This window comes from Paenibacillus marchantiophytorum, from assembly GCF_014640555.1.
Taxonomy (GTDB): Bacteria; Bacillota; Bacilli; order Paenibacillales; family NBRC-103111; genus Paenibacillus_E; species Paenibacillus_E marchantiophytorum.
Genome location: NZ_BMHE01000034.1, coordinates 43,287 through 62,227 on the forward strand (window position 1 = coordinate 43,287; position 18,941 = coordinate 62,227).

Annotated in this window: 15 protein-coding genes; 14 read left to right on the plus strand and 1 reads right to left on the minus strand. The window is 49.9% G+C overall.

Annotation, left to right across the window (positions count from 1 at the left end; all coding sequences use genetic code 11):
- The first annotated feature begins 30 nt into the window (after nucleotides 1–30).
- Both IEY34_RS25035 and IEY34_RS25040 read left to right on the plus strand, forming a co-directional pair.
- Nucleotides 31–2,193 (plus strand): CBM96 family carbohydrate-binding protein, encoded by a 2,163-nt coding sequence (locus IEY34_RS25035; RefSeq protein WP_189016561.1) that lies wholly within the window; start codon nucleotides 31–33, stop codon nucleotides 2,191–2,193.
- An 87-nt stretch (nucleotides 2,194–2,280) separates the two neighbouring features.
- Entirely contained in the window at nucleotides 2,281–3,231 is a 951-nt protein-coding gene (locus IEY34_RS25040; protein ID WP_189016564.1) for a peptidyl-prolyl cis-trans isomerase, read from the plus strand.
- On the opposite strand, the gene IEY34_RS25045 is transcribed toward IEY34_RS25040, so the two are convergent.
- Nucleotides 3,218–3,955, minus strand: coding sequence for a spermidine synthase (locus tag IEY34_RS25045; protein ID WP_189016568.1), 738 nt, complete (start codon nucleotides 3,953–3,955; stop codon nucleotides 3,218–3,220). The two genes, IEY34_RS25040 and IEY34_RS25045, sit on opposite strands and share 14 nt — an antisense overlap.
- A gap of 287 nt (nucleotides 3,956–4,242) precedes the next feature.
- Here IEY34_RS25045 and IEY34_RS25050 point away from each other — a divergent pair, with 287 nt between their 5' ends.
- The 12 genes from IEY34_RS25050 (at nucleotide 4,243) to cysK (ending at nucleotide 18,941) form a co-directional block, all read left to right on the plus strand.
- Nucleotides 4,243–5,577 carry a redoxin domain-containing protein gene (locus IEY34_RS25050; protein WP_189016571.1) on the plus strand — a complete coding sequence of 445 codons (1,335 nt, stop codon included), beginning with the start codon at nucleotides 4,243–4,245 and terminating at the stop codon, nucleotides 5,575–5,577.
- A 210-nt stretch (nucleotides 5,578–5,787) separates the two neighbouring features.
- A complete protein-coding gene (gene sdaAB, locus IEY34_RS25055) occupies nucleotides 5,788–6,465 on the plus strand; it encodes an L-serine ammonia-lyase, iron-sulfur-dependent subunit beta (protein WP_189016574.1) in 678 nt (225 codons plus the stop codon).
- The gene (gene sdaAA, locus IEY34_RS25060; RefSeq protein WP_189016577.1) at nucleotides 6,466–7,350 is read left to right on the plus strand and encodes an L-serine ammonia-lyase, iron-sulfur-dependent, subunit alpha; all 885 of its coding nucleotides are present in this window, start codon (nucleotides 6,466–6,468) and stop codon (nucleotides 7,348–7,350) included. It abuts the gene before it with no gap.
- A gap of 350 nt (nucleotides 7,351–7,700) precedes the next feature.
- Nucleotides 7,701–8,468 (plus strand): C40 family peptidase, encoded by a 768-nt coding sequence (locus IEY34_RS25065; protein WP_229757833.1) that lies wholly within the window; start codon nucleotides 7,701–7,703, stop codon nucleotides 8,466–8,468.
- A gap of 159 nt (nucleotides 8,469–8,627) precedes the next feature.
- Nucleotides 8,628–10,670 carry a molybdopterin-containing oxidoreductase family protein gene (locus IEY34_RS25070; RefSeq protein ID WP_189016681.1) on the plus strand — a complete coding sequence of 681 codons (2,043 nt, stop codon included), beginning with the start codon at nucleotides 8,628–8,630 and terminating at the stop codon, nucleotides 10,668–10,670.
- A gap of 271 nt (nucleotides 10,671–10,941) precedes the next feature.
- On the plus strand, nucleotides 10,942–11,898 hold the full coding sequence (locus IEY34_RS25075) for an ABC transporter permease (RefSeq protein WP_189016580.1): 957 nt from the start codon (nucleotides 10,942–10,944) through the stop codon (nucleotides 11,896–11,898).
- 12 nt (nucleotides 11,899–11,910) lie between these two features.
- Nucleotides 11,911–12,840, plus strand: a complete 930-nt coding sequence (locus IEY34_RS25080) for an ABC transporter permease (protein ID WP_189016581.1) — start codon at nucleotides 11,911–11,913, stop codon at nucleotides 12,838–12,840.
- 17 nt (nucleotides 12,841–12,857) lie between these two features.
- Nucleotides 12,858–13,850, plus strand: coding sequence for an ABC transporter ATP-binding protein (locus IEY34_RS25085; protein ID WP_229757834.1), 993 nt, complete (start codon nucleotides 12,858–12,860; stop codon nucleotides 13,848–13,850).
- The gene (locus IEY34_RS25090; protein WP_189016601.1) at nucleotides 13,825–14,790 is read left to right on the plus strand and encodes an ABC transporter ATP-binding protein; all 966 of its coding nucleotides are present in this window, start codon (nucleotides 13,825–13,827) and stop codon (nucleotides 14,788–14,790) included. The genes IEY34_RS25085 and IEY34_RS25090 overlap by 26 nt, the downstream gene beginning before the upstream one ends.
- Nucleotides 14,791–14,827: 37 nt before the next feature.
- Nucleotides 14,828–16,561 carry an ABC transporter substrate-binding protein gene (locus IEY34_RS25095; protein WP_189016604.1) on the plus strand — a complete coding sequence of 578 codons (1,734 nt, stop codon included), beginning with the start codon at nucleotides 14,828–14,830 and terminating at the stop codon, nucleotides 16,559–16,561.
- Between the two features lie 36 nt (nucleotides 16,562–16,597).
- Nucleotides 16,598–17,929, plus strand: coding sequence for an LLM class flavin-dependent oxidoreductase (locus tag IEY34_RS25100; protein WP_189016607.1), 1,332 nt, complete (start codon nucleotides 16,598–16,600; stop codon nucleotides 17,927–17,929).
- A 19-nt stretch (nucleotides 17,930–17,948) separates the two neighbouring features.
- Nucleotides 17,949–18,941, plus strand: a complete 993-nt coding sequence (gene cysK / locus IEY34_RS25105) for a cysteine synthase A (protein ID WP_189016609.1) — start codon at nucleotides 17,949–17,951, stop codon at nucleotides 18,939–18,941.

Genomic DNA, 18,941 nt, shown 5'->3' on the forward strand with positions numbered 1-18,941 from the left:
ATGGATGTACACAAAAGGAGGAATTTAGTTATGGTTTTACGGTCAGATGTGAAACGCCCACTATCCGTTGTACTAATTATGCTGCTGCTAAGTCTGATGATCGCTTGGCTGCCAAGTCGCGCCAGTGCTGCGGGCACGAGCTACTATGTTGATTCTATCAACGGAAGCGACAGCAACAGCGGAACAAGCACGAGTGCGGCTTGGCAAAGCTTAGCAAAAATTAACAGCACGACGTTTCAACCGGGCGATCAAGTATTATTTAAGGCGGGGGGGATCTGGAACGGCCAATTGTGGCCAAAAGGTTCCGGTTCAGCAGGGCAGCCTATTGTCATTAATCAATATGGCACAGGCAGCAAGCCGATTATCAATGGGGGCGGTTCGACCTTCGCGCAAACCATTGCAAACTCCACGACGGCTTATAATACAGGCACTGTTTTTTTGCGCAACCAGCAATATTGGGAAATTAACAATTTGGAAGTGACCAACTACAATCCATCCGTGGATAATAGTTCGAATGCGAATGCGCTTTATGCAGGGATCTTCTTCGTCATTGACGCGAATGAAAGCGATCAGGTTTACAATCATATTTATATCCAAAATTGTTACATTCACGATGTCAATGGCTACAAAAATGCTGGAGCAAAGGAAAATGGAGGCATCATCGGTACGATCGTGGGTACATATACGACATCACAAGCTACGATTTCCCGGTTCAACGACGTACATATTGTAGGCAATACGATACGCAAAGTAGATCGTGTAGCCATTCGCGCAGCCGCGCACAAAACGTACACGAACGATAATTCGTTCGGAACTACGGCAACGTCTACGTATGGCGCTTGGAATACGAATTTTTACATTGCCAATAACACGATGACGGACATTGGCGGAGACGGCATTATTTTGCGGGATACCGACGCTGCGGTTGTAGAGTACAACGTGGCAACGAGCTTCGGAACGAGAATTGCCTCCTCCAATGCAATCGCCGCTATTTGGCTGGCGGTGGCCAAAAATTCCGTTTTACAGTATAACGAAGCCTACGGCGGACCTATCTCGAATCAAGATGGATGCGCTTACGATTTTGATTACTATTTGGAAAATACGACGTACCAATACAATTACAGCCATGATAATCCGATGGGCTTCATGCTTTTAATGGGCGGCAACAAAAACGATGTGATGAGGTATAACGTCAGCCAAAATGACGGACTTATTTTCAGACATTTTGCTTCAAATGAAACGAATCCCGCCTATATGTATAACAATGTCTTTTACTACGATGGGCAATCCAATAAAATTAGCGCGGATACGACGGTGAAAACAGGATATACCTTTTATAATAATATTTTCTATAATGCAAGTGAAACGAATACGACGAACTGGAACAGCAATCTTGGCGTGAATACGTTCAGCAACAATCTGTTCTACGAAGCGAGCGGGACGCATTCGGCGAGCGAGCCTGCGGATGCCTATAAACTGACGGTTGATCCTAAATTCCAGAATCCAGGCGGTGCCGGTATTGGTTTGGCAACGGCTGCAGCTTACCAATTGCAGACCGGATCTCCGGCTATTGCGGCAGGCAAGCTTGTAGCGAATAACGGCGGCAAGGATTACTTTGGCAATCCAGTTTCAAGCACGCTTGCACCAAGTATGGGCATCTATGAAGGAACGGGCGTTGCAGGAGTTAATCCAACTGCATTCACAGCAGTGGACGACTCATTCGCCAGGGACGGCAGCTATGCGGGCACGAACCAAGCGGGTACGTCAGCGGCCACGGTTGAGGTGAAGGCCGATGCTTCTTCCTATGCGCGGGAAGGTTATTTTAAATTTAATTTTAGCGCGTATTCAGGTACGATTGGCAATGCGGTCATTACCCTGACGCCGACAGCTGCCGGCGCTGCAGGCATTCAGAATAGAGTGGAGTTGGTCGCTAACAACACGTGGACCGAGGGTGCTCTTACTTGGAATAACAAACCAACATCAACGACGGTACTAGGCAATTATACGATTACGGCAGGAACGCCGATCCAAATCAATGTTACCTCACAAGTGCAAGCTGCAATGGCAAGCGGGAAAAAAATCTCCATTCGCGTGTATAACACGAACGCTGCGGCAAGCACGAATTTGGTCTCTTACGCTTCAAGTGAGAACAGCAATGCGGCCTTGCGTCCGACTCTGAACATCACGCCTTAAATTACAGGGTCGAAGTTCAGATCATTCGAACAAGGGTGTGCTCTTGACCGGCATGCCCTTGTTTGTCCATAGAAAGCTGGTGATTGTGTGAAAGTGAAGAAGCTAATCGTGCTGGTGACAAGTATCGTTCTGATTATTGGGGTTGGGGGTGCTGCCTTAGGCTATACGAGCAATAGCATGCAGGACGAAACCGTAGTTGCCCAAATCAATGGCATTCCCCTTGAAGCCCGCGAGTTTAAGCTTGTTAGGCAAGAGCTGAGAAGTACAACGCCTCCAGAGAAACTGCAGGAACAGACACTTCAAATGCTGGCTGCGATCAAAGTGGAACAAAGCTGGGCCAAAGAGAAAGGGCTGGTAGATGATTTGAGCTATCGGCAGGTGTTGAAGCGCTGGAACGCAGAGAATGCGCGCAGAAAACAAGCGGTTCAGGAAAAGAAACCGATTTATGGACCGATGCAATACGATGAACGCGGTTTTTATGAATATGAACTGTCTAATCTGCGAATTCGCTTGAAGGAGGCTTTGTCCAAGGATGAGTTTAAGCTATCTGAGGAAGCGTTGAAACAGAAATATGAGGAGATCAAGGAGCAGCAGTTTAAGAAGCCTGACGCTATCCGTATCCAGAAGATTGCGATATCAGATCAGGGGGGGCAAGGAAAGTCCCAAATGGCCCCGGTAATGGACAAACTGGCGAAGGGGGAAAGTTTCGCTGAGCTGGCCAGAAACTTGGCGGGGGAAGGAGGCGGCTGGGAACTAACCCTTGATGCGAGCAATCAAAAACAGGCATCAGAGGCAGCGCCTATTTTGTTGGAACATGCACTGAAGCTCTCGCAGGGACAACAAAGTCCGGTTTTCGAAGAAAATGGCGCAACCTTTGTGATAAAATGCGTGCAGCGCACCGACAACGGATTCGAGCCGTTTGATCAAGTGAAGCGACTGGTCCAGTCCTTTTATGTAGAAGAGTCGTATAGGCAAGAGATGGAACGAAAACTGCAATCGGCAGCAACGGAAGTGGTGAAGGCGCTCATTCCCGAATAACATAGCCTTGCTCAAGCGTCGTCTCTGTGAAACCAGCCAGATGGCGAGCTGAATAGTCGATGGGGTTGTCTTGACCTATGAAGATCATATTAGTTACGTCTCTGCCTCCATCGGCGCGCAGCAAGAACACTTTGGTATAGGCAAAAGCTTCGCGAAGCGTCGTATGAATGGCTTGTATGTACCGGTCTTGAATCCCTATGCCGAACAAGTTCATGATGAGGGCTCCACCGGGGTGAAGCTTGTCAAGGGCAACCTGGAAGAACTCTAATGAGGTCAGATGACGCGGCGTGCCACTGGAAGTGAAGGCATCCACAATGATGCAATCATACGTGCCTGGATGTTCACTGGCAAGCAAGTCGCGACCATCGCCAACCCGCACGTTGTCCCGGCTATAGCCGAAGAAACGCCTGCTTAATTCCACGACTTTCTCATCAAGCTCCGCGATCACAAATCGCTTGTCCGAGAAATGGCTTGCGATGGTCCCAATGCCATGTCCAATGACAAAAACATCCTCGAAAGAGGGATGATTGACTTCCATCAGGTGAATAATAGCCCTTGGATATTCAAATAGAATGCGCGCTGGATTCGTTACATCGATTGCCCCTTGAATGGCCTCATTGGAAAATTGCAGGACGCGAAAGTGCCCTTTGTCCCCATAAAGCTCGGAGGTCTCATACACAGAAATGACATGGTTGTTACTGATTTCTCTAGCCAATAGTTGCAAGTTGATGATCTCCCGTTGTGAATGTTGTTTCTCAAGTATAGTCAATTAGGCTCGTAATTTCTATGAGAACGGATGTAATGAGGCGTGCAGTCTTGGAGCAAGGGCAGATAGAGATTTATTAGTCCGCAAACATAAGAAATGACCCGCTAAGGCTATTGGCCTAAGTTTGGGTCATTTTTTGTCGGATTTGCAATTAATTTATACAGAATTAAGTGGATATAAGTCCCATTTTCAGCTACACTGAAGAATGAAAATGACCGAATATCAAGCAAAATTGGGGTGGCAATATGGCTAAGAAAGGTTTATCGATCGGCAAGAAAGCAGCACCGTTTCGACTAGATTCTACACAAGGCATGAAAGGCCTGGAAGATTTCAAGGGCAAACCGCTGGTGATCATTTTCTTGCGCGGAACCTGGTGTCACAACTGTCAGAAACAGATGCCGGAGTTAAATGACTATTATCAACGCTTTTTGGATAAAGGCGTTAATCTCATTGCGATTGCAGGGCAAAAGCTAATCAATATTAAACCTTACGTGGATGCCAATCGCATCAAATTTCCGATCCTGTCTGATGAAACCAGAGAAGTCATTAAATCCTATGAAGTGTTCACGCCGATCAAATGGGATTCCTTCCGTATTGCCATTCCAAGTACGTATATTATTGATGAAAACCAAATGATCCGCTATTCCTATATTGGTGAGAATCAAGCTGACCGTCCATCGGCAAAGGAAATATTGGAAGTGATCGACACCCTTGCGATCGTCTCTCAGGAAGATGCATCGATTCAAGAGGAGCTTCCAGTTTTTCTAGCGAATATGAAGTCCACGCTTGAGCACGTGAATACGTCTGCAGGCTATGTAACGAAAAGCATCGAAGGCAATCTTCATAATATTGAGGGATTAAAGGGAGCTTCTCAGCGAAATTTCGAACACTTGGAAGGCGCAGTCGATAATTATCAAAAGAAATCTGGCGAGTTAACGGAATTCAGCCAGCAGTTGAACACGACGTCTCATGAATTCACTGATATTCAGCAAATGAATGAGCAGTTGAGTCTTAATATTCAAACGACTCGCGGATTGATGGATGAACTCATCAGCATGACGAATGTCGTCAACGAGATGAGCTCGGTGATTTCCCAAATTTCCCGGCAAACGAAAATTCTTGCCTTGAATGCGTCGATTGAAGCAGCCCGCGCAGGTGAGCATGGCAAAGGCTTCGCCGTAGTTGCGCAAGAAGTGAGCAAGCTGGCGCATGGCACGGAAGAGTCAGCGGGTAACATTACGGCGCAGCTGCAAGCGATTGATGAGAAAATCAATCAAAGCTTCTCATCGTTTGCCACATTTGAGGATACCATGAATACGGTAAGAGAACGGATTTCCGATAATTCGTCGCAGATTCTGGCCATTTCTGAGGGCATTAAGAGCATCGCAGATGACTCTCTGCTGTTAGGCGATGCGCTGAACCAGATCAAGGAGAGCCAGCATGACGCGCAGATTGATTTGAGTAAAATTCAAGAAGTGGAAACGGCGATTAATTCCGAAGTGAATGATATTCTGCATGATATGCACTATCATGTGGATCAGTTGAATGCTTTGGATGAGAGAGCTAGAAAGAAGAAATAAACATAGCACACTCAGTTAAATGAGGCTGTCCTTAAGGTTGCGAACCTTGGGGGCAGTCTCTTGTGCTTCTCGCAGGAATGTAAAGGCTAACTGGCAGGGAATATGGTAATATGAAGAGGCTTGCCTTTGAGAATAAAGTCATAGCACAACGAAGGAAAATAAGGATATGCTGGAGAAGCGTCAAACATCATAGGAATGGAGCGCTGCTTGATGCGTTTTAAAGATGTATTTTCAATAATCGGACCTTCCATGATAGGTCCTTCCAGTTCTCATACGGCAGGTGCAGTTCGCTTGGGACGCGTTGCTCGTCAGCTGTTAGGCGAGCTGCCGTCCAAAGCTGAAATTACGTTATATGGTTCTTTCGCTGATACATATAAAGGGCATGGTACCGACTTGGCGCTCATTGGGGGACTGCTGGATTTCGAAACCGATGATCCGCGCATTCCAACGGCTGCGGAAGAGGCGGAGTCGCTGGGTGTCGAGATTGCCTTCCGTACGAGCAAGGATAAAGCAGACCACCCTAATACCGTTCGATTCCGGATATCCTCGGCAGGCGCAGAAGTGGTGATGACGGGCGCGTCGATCGGAGGCGGCAATGTGGAGATTGTGAACGTCAATGATTTTGATGTGAAGTTTACTGCGGTTTACCCGACACTCGTCATTTCCCATCATGATCGGCCTGGGATGATTGCAGACATCACCACCTTGCTGGGGCGTAACCAGATTAATATCGGATTCATGGATTTAGACCGCAAAGGCCGCGATCGTGAGGCCATGACTGTCATAGAAACGGATGCAGCCCTGTCAGATACGCTAGTTCAAGAGCTGCTGCAATTAAGCATGATCACTACTATTCGCAAAGTGGATCTCGCAGAAAGAGGCGATTAAATGAGGTTCCGTACCTTGAAGCAGCTAGCTGAGCTATGTAACGCAGAAGGAAAAACGATTGCCGAAATCATGCTGGCCGATCAAAGCCAGGAATCAGGCAAATCGGCGGACTATGTATTTGAGAAAATGCGGGCTTACTATCAGATTATGAAAGACGCTGTGACCAAAGGGCTCACGGAAGATACGACATCCCGAAGCGGACTAACGGGGAAGGATGCGCAGCGTGTGGCCAGCTATTTAACCACCACGGAAGCATCGTTGGGAGAAGAAGCTTGCAAAGCCATGGCATATGCGCTGGCCGTATCCGAAGTGAACGCTTCGATGGGGCGCATTATTGCTACGCCAACGGCCGGTTCATGCGGGATTATTCCGGGCGTATTCATCAGCAGTCAGCAGCGATTCGGTTGGGATGACGATCATATGGTGAACGGCTTGTTAAGCGCGGGCGCTATCGGCTACGTCATTGCCAATAATTCCTTTGTATCAGGGGCCGAAGGCGGCTGCCAAGCTGAGGTCGGTTCTGCCATTGGCATGGCAGCGGGAGCACTCGTGGAGCTGCGCGGCGGCACGCCGGAGCAAGCGATGCATGCGGTTGGACTGGCGCTCAAGAACACACTGGGCCTCATCTGCGACCCGGTCGGCGGGTTGGTTGAGATTCCTTGCATCGTGCGCAACGGATTCGGGGCGGTGAATGCGATGGCTGCGGCCGATATGGCTTTGGCCGGCGTTAGATCGGTCATCCCATCGGACGAAGTCGTCCAAGTGATGTACGAAGTGGGCACGGCGATGCCGGAGAAGCACCGGGAGACCGCGAAGGGCGGCCTTGCGCAGACGCCAACCGGTCAACAGATTATGAAGGAGCTTAATCTGGGGAAGAAGCGATAAAGAGTCTGCCATTCGGGGTGATCGCTGAGTTACCCGGACTGCCTCGCGCGGAGGGAGGGAACTACAGGGCGCTATTCTAGCAAGAAGTGTCCTTATCGCGAGGTTGAGGGAACTACAGTTCGCTATTTTGCTGTTTCATGGGAAATTCAGCTCTTTTCGTGGAAATAAGACCCTGTAGTTCCGCTATGACCCTCGTATCCCAACTATTTGTCTAAATAGCGTCCTCAAGTTCCCTTAATCGGTTTTGTCGCTAAGAAGAGGCTCATCTCTCAGGGCGGCAAAGCCGTTTTTCGTGTTAGTTTTCCGAAAAATTGGCATCCTAAACGTATCACATGTGAAGGAGCGTTTAGATGCCAAAAATAATGATTTGTTTAGGGTTATCCTGCCTACTCGCGATTGTTGCCGGATGCTCACATCCGTCAAGAGTTCATCAGCAAAGCGTGCAAGAGCCAGCCAAACTTACAACAGAACGTCAAACCGACAATAGAATGTCCAATTGGAATCTAACAATTAAGGATGCTGAACTTTATACGGGCGATTTGGGGATCGGCCTGCCGGCTAAGGCCCCTCAGACTAAAAGCCAGGAGGTCGGAGGCCAGCCTTCATCAATTACATCCAATAGTGCGACAATGATGCAGGTGTTTCCGGATACTTCCGTTGTCCCCAAATCCGGAGGCATAGTGGAGAACGTGATCGATACGGCGATGACTTATTTGGGAACAGCGTATGAGTATGGTTCGAATCGGGCTGATCCAAGCACGTTTGATTGTTCGGACTTCACGCACTGGGCATATCTATATGCGCTTGGCATGGATTTACCGACAGATTCAAGAGGCCAAGCGGCTTATGTAGAAACCTTTTCCGGGCGAAAGTATACGGATGTTCAACTTGCACAGCGGGGGGATTTATTGTTTTTTATAAGCTACAGAGGTAATACTGCCGCTGATTATGCAGGCTTAGATGCCTCGCAGAAAGTCATTACCCATACAGGTATTTATTTGGGGGATGGTAAAATCATTCATACGGCTTCGCAGAAAACAGGCGGGGTACGGATTGATCAGATTTTTGACAATCATCTGCAATACCGCTTTGTTGTCGGTGGAAGCGTACTGGAATAGCCGAACAAATGGAGGCTGACTCACAGGGTTGTATACCTAGCGAGCAGCCTTTTTTATTTGCTTGTTTATTATTACATCAAGCTTAATTCGGGTTATAATCGGTACATAGCAGAAGATTTAGGCGTGTGAAAAGGAGTGGCTGAAGTGACAATAACGACAATGCGCGATGAACCAAATGGTGTTTTTCCAGCTGTATGCTCGCTGGATTGTCCGGATCAATGCGGCTTGCTGCTTCACAAAGAAGCAGGGAAGATCGTTAAAATAGAGGGTGATCCCGATCACCCGGTTACCAAAGGGGCTATTTGCAACAAAGTTCGTCATATGGCAGCAAGAATTTATGATGATAAGAGACTGCAATATCCGATGAAACGGATAGGTCCCAAAGGGGAAGGCAGTCAATTTGAGCGAATTACGTGGGAAGAGGCGCTGGAGACGATTACGAGCCGCTGGAAGGGCTTAATTGCGGACAAAGGGCCTGAGTCCATAATGCCTTACAGCTTTTATGGCAATATGGGCCGTATCGGGACCGAAGGGATGGATCGCCGTTTCTTCAACCGAATGGGGGCGAGTCGGCTGCTGTATGCCATTTGTGAATCTGCCGGATCGGAAGGCTACAAGTATACGATGGGCGGCAGCTTCGGAACAGATCCGCAGGAGACGGTTCACGCTAAACTGATCATCATGTGGGGCATCAATGCGGTCAGCACGAACATGCATCAGGTCATGCTGGCTGAGCAAGCACGCAAAAATGGCGCCAAAATCATCGTGATCGACGCTCACAAAAACCAAACAGGCCGCTGGGCGGACTGGTTTATTCCCGTCTTGCCTGGGACTGATGCCTTGCTCGCGCTAGGGATTATGCATATTTTATTCGCTGAAAATAAAGTCGATGAAGCGTTTCTGCAGCAGTATACGATTGGGCATGAAGAGCTCAGGGAGCATGTGAAGTCCTATAATCCTTCCATGGTTTCAGCGGAGACAGGTGTACCTGTCCCCGATCTTTATCAGTTGGCCCGCATGTACGGGGACACATCGCCTTCTTTTATTCGAATCGGCAATGGGATTCAGCACCATGACAATGGCGGTATGTGTGTGCGCACGATCGCTTGTTTGCCGGCGTTAACAGGCGAGTGGCTGCATCAAGGCGGCGGGGCAATCAAAGGAAACGGGGGATATTTGGAACACAATATTCCTGCCTTGCAGCGACCTGATCTGCGTAAAGAACCCGCGCGGCAAATTAATATGAATCTGCTCGGAAGCGCCCTATTGGAACTGGATACGCCGATCTATTCGCTCTATGTGTACAATTCCAATCCGGCGTTGGTGGCACCCCATGCCAACAAAGTGAGGGAAGGTCTGAAGCGGGAAGATTTGTTCACGGTTGTACACGACCTCTTTCTAACCGAAACGGCGAAGTATGCAGATATTGTCCTTCCAGCGACATCATCCTTCGAGAATACGGATTTTTATCGTTCTTATTGGCATCGATATGTGCACTTGCAGCTCCCTGTAATCGCGCCTTATGGCGAAAGCAAAGCGAATGTTGATGTGTTTCGCTTGTTGGCCGCGGGCATGGGCTACGAAGAAGAAGCGCTGCAGGACACAGATGAAGAGCTTGTGCGACAAGCGTTGGATCATCCGGGCAATCCTGCTCTGGCGAAAATCACCTACGAGTCCTTGCTGGACCAAAGGTTTCTGAAAGCAGAGGTCAAGCCACTTTTTCCCGGTGAACTCAAGACACCAAGCGGGAAAATCGAGCTGTATTCGCAGGAAATGGCAGCCAAGGGCTTCCCGCCGCTGCCGACGTATACGCCACTTGTGGATGAAGGCGAGGATCTGCCGTTTCTGTTCATTCCAGCGCCGAATCATAACTTCCTAAACTCCACATTTGCCCACAATGAGAAGCATAAGCGCATGGAAAAAGCGCCAAAGCTGCATATGAATGAAGCCGATGCGGCCTCCCTGGGACTGGTGAGCGGTGATTATGCGCGTGTCTGGAATCACCGCGGCGAGTGCGAATTGCTGGTAGCCGCGGGTACGGATGTCCTGCCGGGCGTCGTTGTCAGCCAAGGACTCTGGGCGGATGTGCCAGGGAACAAAGCGCTGGTTAACGCGCTTACACCGGATCGTGTGGCGGATATGGGCGGCGGTGCAACCTTTTTCTCCGGACGTGTCCGTATCGAGAAAAGCAAACTGAATTAAACCTTTGGGCTGGCTGCCGCACTCGGTCTTTCAGAACTTGAGGGCGAATAGAATTATTGAATGCTAGAATAGAAAAGATTAATTAGACGTCATGTCCTGAACATGATAGATTAGTAAAAACAAAATTAACCAATAAATCCGATATGTATTGTCAGAATTTAATTTAAATACTGTCAAATAACGTCGACTGAATACTCAGAGATATAGAAATCCGCTAAGGAGATCTATGTCTTTTTTTATTATCAGTGTGCAAAAGGGGAGGTGAATTAAAATGCGCGCTTATATGACTAAACGTATGCTGTTTGCCATTCCCACTTTGCTGGGGGCTACGGTGCTTATTTTTTTTATTTTTGCTTTGACACCGGGTGATTTCGTGGACAGCGATGTTTCCTTGCCGGTTGATCGCGCAGCGGAGTTAAAGGCGATTTATGGGTTGGATCAGCCTATTATCCAAAGATACTGGCATTGGATGGTGAATGCGCTGCAAGGGAATTTGGGTTACTCGCTTAAATATCAAATGCCTGTTGTTTCGCTTTTGAAGACTTATATGCTGAATTCCCTCGTCATTTCCGGCGCTTCGCTCCTGCTGACGTGGGTGCTGTCCATCGGGCTGGGTGTCCTGTCTGCGGTTCGGCGCTATTCTTGGTATGACGGCGTGCTGACATTGCTCGTGTTTGCCACTATGTCATTTCCTACGTTTTTTCTCGGTTTGCTGCTGATCAAATATTTTGCGGTAGATCTGGGCTGGCTTCCTGTCAGCGGCATGCAGACAACGAACTCCAATGCCATCGGCTGGGCGCGCTTGTGGGATGTATCGAAACATGCGTTTCTCCCCGTTGCCGTGTTGACCATTGCCAGCATCGGCTCGGTAACACGCATTGTGCGGGCAGATGTGATCAACGTGATTAAGCAGGATTTCATCCGCATGGCTCGTGCCAAGGGGCTTAAAGAGAAGACGGTTGTCTACAAGCATGCATTGCGCAACGCCATTTTGCCGGCAATCACCTTGCTGGGTTTGGAAATTCCCTTTTTATTCTCAGGAGCGATTATTACGGAGCAAATTTTTACGTGGCCAGGCATCGGATTCGTCCATATGCAGGCGATCTCTGTCCGGGACTACCCGCTGTTGATGGGTTTTACCTTGTTTGTGACGGTGGTGACCGTCGCTGGCAATCTAATGGCTGAATGGCTGTATGCGGTTGCTGATCCCCGAATTCGATTAAAGTAAAGGAGCGCTCCAATGTCAATCGACAGGAATCACCTCACAATTTCACCTCTGCTGCCTAAGAAAGCGATTGTCCGTTCCTCACCATGGCGGCAGTCGATAAAGCGTTTAAGAAAAAATAAGCTTGCTGTCTCGGGGCTTTTCATTCTACTAGTTACCATCTTGCTTTGTTTGGCTGGACCGTTGTTCGCTAGCAGCACAGCCAATCGGGTAACGGCTTCGCTGATCAATAAGCCGCCTTCTCTAGCCCATTGGCTGGGTACGGACAACGTCGGCCGCGATGTGTTCGTGAGGCTGCTCCAGGGCGGACGCATCTCGATCATGGTCGGTGTTCTTTCCATGCTGTCAACGATTCTGGTCGGCACCGTCATTGGCCTTCTAGCCGGTTTCTACGGCGGTTGGGTCGATCAACTGATTACCCGGTTGGCAGACGTGTTCCTTGCACTTCCTGGGATTCCCATCCTGATTATTTTTGGGGCGATTTTCTCGGATTTGAAGGTCCCGGCCGGTTTGCGCATTTATTTCATCATCCTGCTGATCAGTCTGATGGCTTGGCCGACGCTGGCGCTGCTGATCAGGGGGCAGATCCTCTCCTTCAAGGAGCGGGCCTTCATGCTTGCAACAGAGACCCTTGGCTTGCGGAACCGCAGGAAACTGTATCATTTGGTGCTGAATGTGACTCCGACCATCGTTGTTATTGCGACATTGACGGTCGCCAAAGCGATTCTGAGCGAAACGGTGCTCAGCTTCCTTGGACTAGGTGTCATCCCACCTACGCCATCCTGGGGAAATATGCTGACATCAGCCAACTCGCTGATTGATTTCCGTTTGCGACCCTGGTTGTGGATTCCGCCCGGAGCGGCTATTTTCATAACCGTACTGTCGATTAATTTCTTGGGCGAAGGCTTGCGAGATATATTGGACCCCAAGTTGAAGGGAAGGTGAGCCAGGTGGCCAATGTTGTGGCGGAACTGAAAGATCTGCATACATATTTTCATACGGAGGAAGGCGTAGTCAAATCAGTGAACGGTGTCAGCTTACTTATTCATGAAGGGCAGACGGTGGCCATTGTGGGCGAGTCAGGGTGCGGTAAGAGCGTTACGGCGCTATCGATCATGGGGTTGATAGATGAGCCGGCAGGCCAAATTGTCAGCGGCGAGATCTTGTTCGGCGGCCGTAATCTGGTCAAAGCAGGACGCAAAGAGCTGGAGCGGATTCGCGGCAAAGAGATTGCGATGATTTTTCAAGAGCCGATGTCGGCACTTAATCCGGTGCTGTCGATTGGAGATCAAGTCTCCGAAGCGCTGATTGAGCATCTGCATCTTTCGAAGAAAGCAGCATGGCAGAAAGCGGAGGAATTAATTGCGCTCGTAGGCATCCCAAGAGCGAAGGAGATTCTCAAAGCTTACCCGCATGAACTGAGCGGAGGCATGCTGCAGCGCGTGGTTATCGCGATTGCGGTTAGCTGCAACCCTCGGCTGCTGATTGCGGATGAACCTACAACGGCGCTGGATGTGACGATTCAGGCGCAAATTCTTGATCTGCTGATGGAGATGAAGAGGCAGCTTGACATGTCCATTCTGCTCATTACGCATGATTTGGGCGTTGTTGCGGAAGTCGCTGATTATGTTGTCGTCATGTATGGAGGCAAAGTAATCGAGCAAGCTTCGGTGCTTTCTTTATTTGCAAATCCCCAGCATCCCTATACGATAAGTTTATTAAAAGCCAAGCCTGATCTCGGCCAGCGCAAAAAAAGGCTGTATGCCATTCCGGGCCAAGTGCCGAATCCGCTTCATCTGGGCAAAGCCTGCCATTTCATGGACCGCTGCGCATACAGGAAGGACATTTGCCGGGAAGGCCAGCCGGAGCTCCAAGAGATCGGGCCCGATCATTTGGCCGCATGCTGGCTGTACGAGGAGGAAAAAACTGATGTCAGAACCGCTCGTTCAGGTTAGCCAGCTTAAGAAATATTTTCCCGTCAGGAGCAACCTGTTCGGCAAAAAGACCGGCGATGTGAAGGCTGTCGACGGCGTCGATTTCACCATCCGCAGAGGCGAAACGTTCGGACTGGTGGGAGAATCCGGCAGTGGTAAAAGCACGATCGGCCGCATGCTGCTCAGACTGGGCGAGAAGAGCGAAGGCGAAATTCTTTACAAAGGCATTGATTTGTATGCCCTGACGCGAGAAGAACTGCGAAAGATGCGGCCGCAGATGCAAATGGTGTTCCAGGACCCGTATTCCTCGCTCAATCCCCGAATTCGCATCGGGGAAGCGATTGGGGAAGCCCTGATCGAACACGGCTTCGTCGGCAAGGGGGAGGTCCGGGAGCGTGTGCTTGAAGTGCTTCATCTATGCGGGCTTGCCGCCCATCATATCGATCGCTTCCCGCATGAATTCTCCGGTGGCCAGCGCCAGCGTATCGGCATCGCCCGGGCGATTGCGCTCGATCCCGATTTTATTGTGGCTGACGAGCCGGTATCGGCGCTGGACGTGTCGATTCAGGCGCAAATTATTAATCTGCTGCATGATTTGCAAGAATCGAGACAGTTGACTTATTTATTCATCTCTCATGATTTAAGCGTTGTGGAGCATCTCTGTTCAACGGTTGGCGTTCTGTATTTAGGCTCATTCGTAGAAGTCGCTTCGAGAGATGAACTGTTTGATCACCCGCAGCATCCCTATACGCGCGCTTTGTTGTCGGCAGTTCCGATAGCGGACCCGACGTTCAAGCGCGAGAAAATCATTCTGAAGGGTGATATCCCAAGCCCACTTGATCCGCCCAGCGGCTGTAAGTTCCATACGCGCTGCCCGCTTGCGCAAGAAGTTTGCCAGGCGGAGCGGCCAGCCCTTCGCGATCTAGGAGCCGGACATTTGGTTGCTTGCCACTTGGTCTGAGGATTCATCATTATACCTATACAATGGAGGTTTATTCATGGCGAAATCTATATTCAGATCTTTATCCGTTATTCTGCTTGCGACGGTCGTGACGGCCTGCGCCAGCAATGCTGAACCTTCGGGCACAAGCAATTCCGCCACGGGCGGAGCGCCGGCAGCTATTAACTCTAATATCAAGGACGGCACTATTCCTGCTTCCGATAAGTCCAAGAATCCGAAGGCAGCGCTGAGCCGCACAGATACGTTTATCGTAGGGCTTACTTCCGCCCCGGACGGCAAGTATAATCCGCTTCTCGGCGCATACTGGAATCAGAACGTCAATGAATTGGTGTTTTCCTCGCTCGTTGCGATAGATAAAGCTGGCCTTCCGGTACCCGCACTGGCTGATAAATGGGAAATATCAAACGACGGTTTGCAGTACACGTTTCATCTGCGGCCTGATTTGAAATTCAGCGATGGTTCGCCGCTTACCGCAGAAGACGCCGCCTTCTCCCTAACGGTGCTGCACGATCCGACCTATGACGGACCAACGGACATTACGCAAGCCTACATCAAAGGCGGAACCGAGTACAAGAAAGGGGCGGCGACGTCCATCGAAGGAATTAAGGTTATAGATCCGCTCACGCTGCAGGTTCAGACCACACAATCCAGCGCGCTGGCTTTGAGGCTGATCGGCGGCTACGTCATTCCCAAAGCTTATTACGGACCCAAGTACAAGAAGGGCGACCTGTTGGCGTTCAAAGAATTGAATGCCAAACCGCTCGGCGCAGGACTGTACACATTTGACAAAGAGGTCAAAGGGCAGGAGATCCGTCTGGTTGCCAATCAGCTGTACTATAAAGGCAAACCGCAAATTCAGAATTGGATCTATAAAATTGTCAATGAAGCAACGGCTTTGCAAAATTTGGCCGCAGGCGAAATTGATTATATTGCATTTACGACCTCGAATACAGATATTGCCGACCAACTCAAACTGCTTAGTTTTGTGGATGTCAATACCTATACAACGAACCAGTTCGCCTACCTTGATTTCAATACCAAGAGCCCAGTTCTGCAGGATAAAAACGTTCGCATTGCTTTGCAATACGGTCTGGATCGCCAGAAATTCGTAGACATTCTGTATCAAGGCTATGGGGAAGTGGGCAACCATCCGGTCGCACCGACTTCTTGGGCGTATCCCAAGGATGTGAAGGGCGCAGCGTTCGACGCGAAGAAAGCGAAGGAACTGCTGGATCAAGCCGGCTGGAAAGTCGGTGCAGGCGGTATTCGCGAGAAAGACGGCAAGAAATTAACGGTCCGTTACTTGAGCCGAGATAGTAATTTCGATAAGGTGCTGATCCCTATTCTCAAAGAAAATTACACGGATATCGGCGTTGACGTGCAATTCGAGACGCTCGATTATAATGCCGTAGTAGCGAAGCGGAATAAAGGGGAATTCGAGCTTGCCTACTTCTTTTACTCGACGAACGATCCCTACGATCAATTAAGAACATATTACAGCAAGAGCCCCGAGGTTCCGGAGGCCAGGAAGTACACGAATGAAAAGGTCGATCAATTGATTGTTCAAAGCACGAGCATTCTCGATCAAAACAAGCGGCTTCCGCTGCTGAAGGATCTATATCAGGAGTTGACCAATGACCCGCCAACGTTTATTTTGGCTTATTACAAAGTATTGTCGGCAACGAATTCGCGGATCAAAGGCATCGTCCCGAATACTTATCAAGGTATCGTCAACCAAATCGACTCCTTGAACTACAAGATTGACAAATAAGCCTGTGAAAAAGAATGGAAAGGCGGGCGAGCCGCAATGAGCCACCAGCATAAGCAGATGATTCTTAACTTCTTTTTAAACAATACAGGCGTCCATGAAATGGGCTGGAAACACCCGGAGGCGCAGCCGGAGCGGGTGTCGGATCTCTCGCACTATATTGAGCTTGTGCAAATTGCCGAGGCAGCGAAATTCCACGCTGTTTTCCTCGCTGACAACTTGTCGCTCGGCCCGCTGGTCGCCACCAACGGTTTGAGCACAGGCTTCGAGCCTGTGACTTTGCTGGCGGCTCTGGCTGCGGTCACAAGCCGGATCGGATTGATCGCGACGGTATCTTCCACGTACACGGAACCTTTCAATACAGCCCGTTTGTTTGCCTCGCTCGATCATCTCAGCGGCGGTCGCGCTGGCTGGAATGTCGTCACATCCGCCAACAGTCTGAGCACGCAGTTAAATTTCCAACAGGAAGAGTCGATTACACATGAAGTGTATTACAATCGTGCCGAAGAGTTCGTCCAGCTGGCCAAAAAGTTCTGGGATAGCTGGGAAGATGATGCGCTAGTGCTGGATCGTGAGAAGGGGATTTACGCGGATCACGACAAAATCCATACCTTCGATCATCACGGGCCCTATTATGATGCCAAGGGACCGCTGAATCTGCCCCGATCGCCGCAAGGCTATCCTGTGCTTGTGCAAGCCGGAGCTTCGGAGACGGGCAAGAACTTTGCCGCTAGAACCGCGGAAGTGGTTTATACGATGCAGCCGGCCTGGGAAACGGCGCAAGCTTTCTACCGGGATATCAAGTCCCGCGTGGAGAAGTTTGGCCGAAACCCGGACGAATTGAAAATCATTCCCGGTATTTGCCCGGTTATTGGCGAGACGGAAGAGGAAGCCAAAGAGAAGGCTGCGAAGATTCATAAGCTGCTCGATGTGCGCGTGGGGGTGAAGCGGATCTCCTTGGCTATTGACTATGATTTGTCGGCATTTCCGCTGGATGAACCTGTGCCGGATTTATCGGGTATCCCCAATCAGAAAACGTATTCCAAGCTGATTCAGACCATTGCCCGCAACGAGCAGCTAACGATCAGGCAGTTGGTGCATCGAGTTGCCAGCGGCAACGGCCACCTGACGTTTGTTGGGACACCGGTGCAAATCGCTGATGAATTGGAGGCGTGGTTTCTGAAAGCCGCTGACGGCTTCGCCATCAGACCCCAACTTTTACCAGGGGGATTGGCGGATTTTGCGAAATGGGTAGTTCCGGAACTGCAGCGCAGAGGCTTATTTCACAAGGAGTACACCGGACGAACGCTGCGTGAGAATTTGGGCCTTCAGCGGCCGGTTAATTCATTCATCAAACAGTTTAGCGGGTAGTTCGAAGGAGGGATTCCGTGTGGGAAACAGAAATAAATTGTGTGACAATATACTCGATCTCATTGGTCTTACGCCGCTCGTGCGGATTAACAAGCTGGTCGGGGAAGCGGATGCCGAGGTGTACGTCAAGCTCGAATCGTTCAATCCCGCTGGGAGTGTCAAGGATCGCACGGCCTATGGCATCATCCGCCAGGCGGAGCAGGACGGATTGCTCCAGCCGGGCGGAACGATTATCGAGCTGACCAGCGGCAATACAGGTATTGGACTGGCGGCCATTGGCGCCGTGCTGGGCTATCCGACGATTATTTTCATCCGGGAGAAATATAATCAAGAACGATTTGACCTGCTGCGCGCTTACGGCGCCAAGATTATTACATTCGGGGTCGACGAGGATATGGCGGATGTCAAGGAAAGAGTCGAGCAGCTTCATCGAAGCCTGCCGGGAAGCTACCTGGCCAAGCAGTCGGAGAATCCGGCCAATCCTGCGATTCATCGGCAGACGACCGCCGAGGAGATTTTGTATCAGACAGACCAACGATTGGATGCTTATGTTGGAACCTCCGGTACAGGAGGAACGATTACAGGCGTTGGAGAGCGGATTAAGGAAGTGCTGCCGGAGGTAACCGTCCATCTGGTGGAGTCTATTCATTCCAAAGTTATTGAAGGTGAAGAGCCTGGCGAGCATCAAATTTACGGGATTAGTCCGCCAATGCTTCCCGAAGTGCTGAATAAGGATATTGTTGATGAAATCATTCACATTCGGGATGAGGACGCGTATGAGACTGCCAAAGAGTTGGCGCGCCGGGAAGGCATACTTGCCGGGCCCTCGACCGGTGCGGCCGTCTGGGCTGCCCTGCAGCTTGCCCGCAGGCTGGGCAAGGGCAAACGCGTTATCGCGCTGGGACCGGATACCGGGGAAAGATACCTCAGTATAGGGTTATTTCGCGATACGGAATCGGCGGAAGCAGACAACACACAGGAACAACTTCAAGTGCCAGTAGGAGGCAAATGA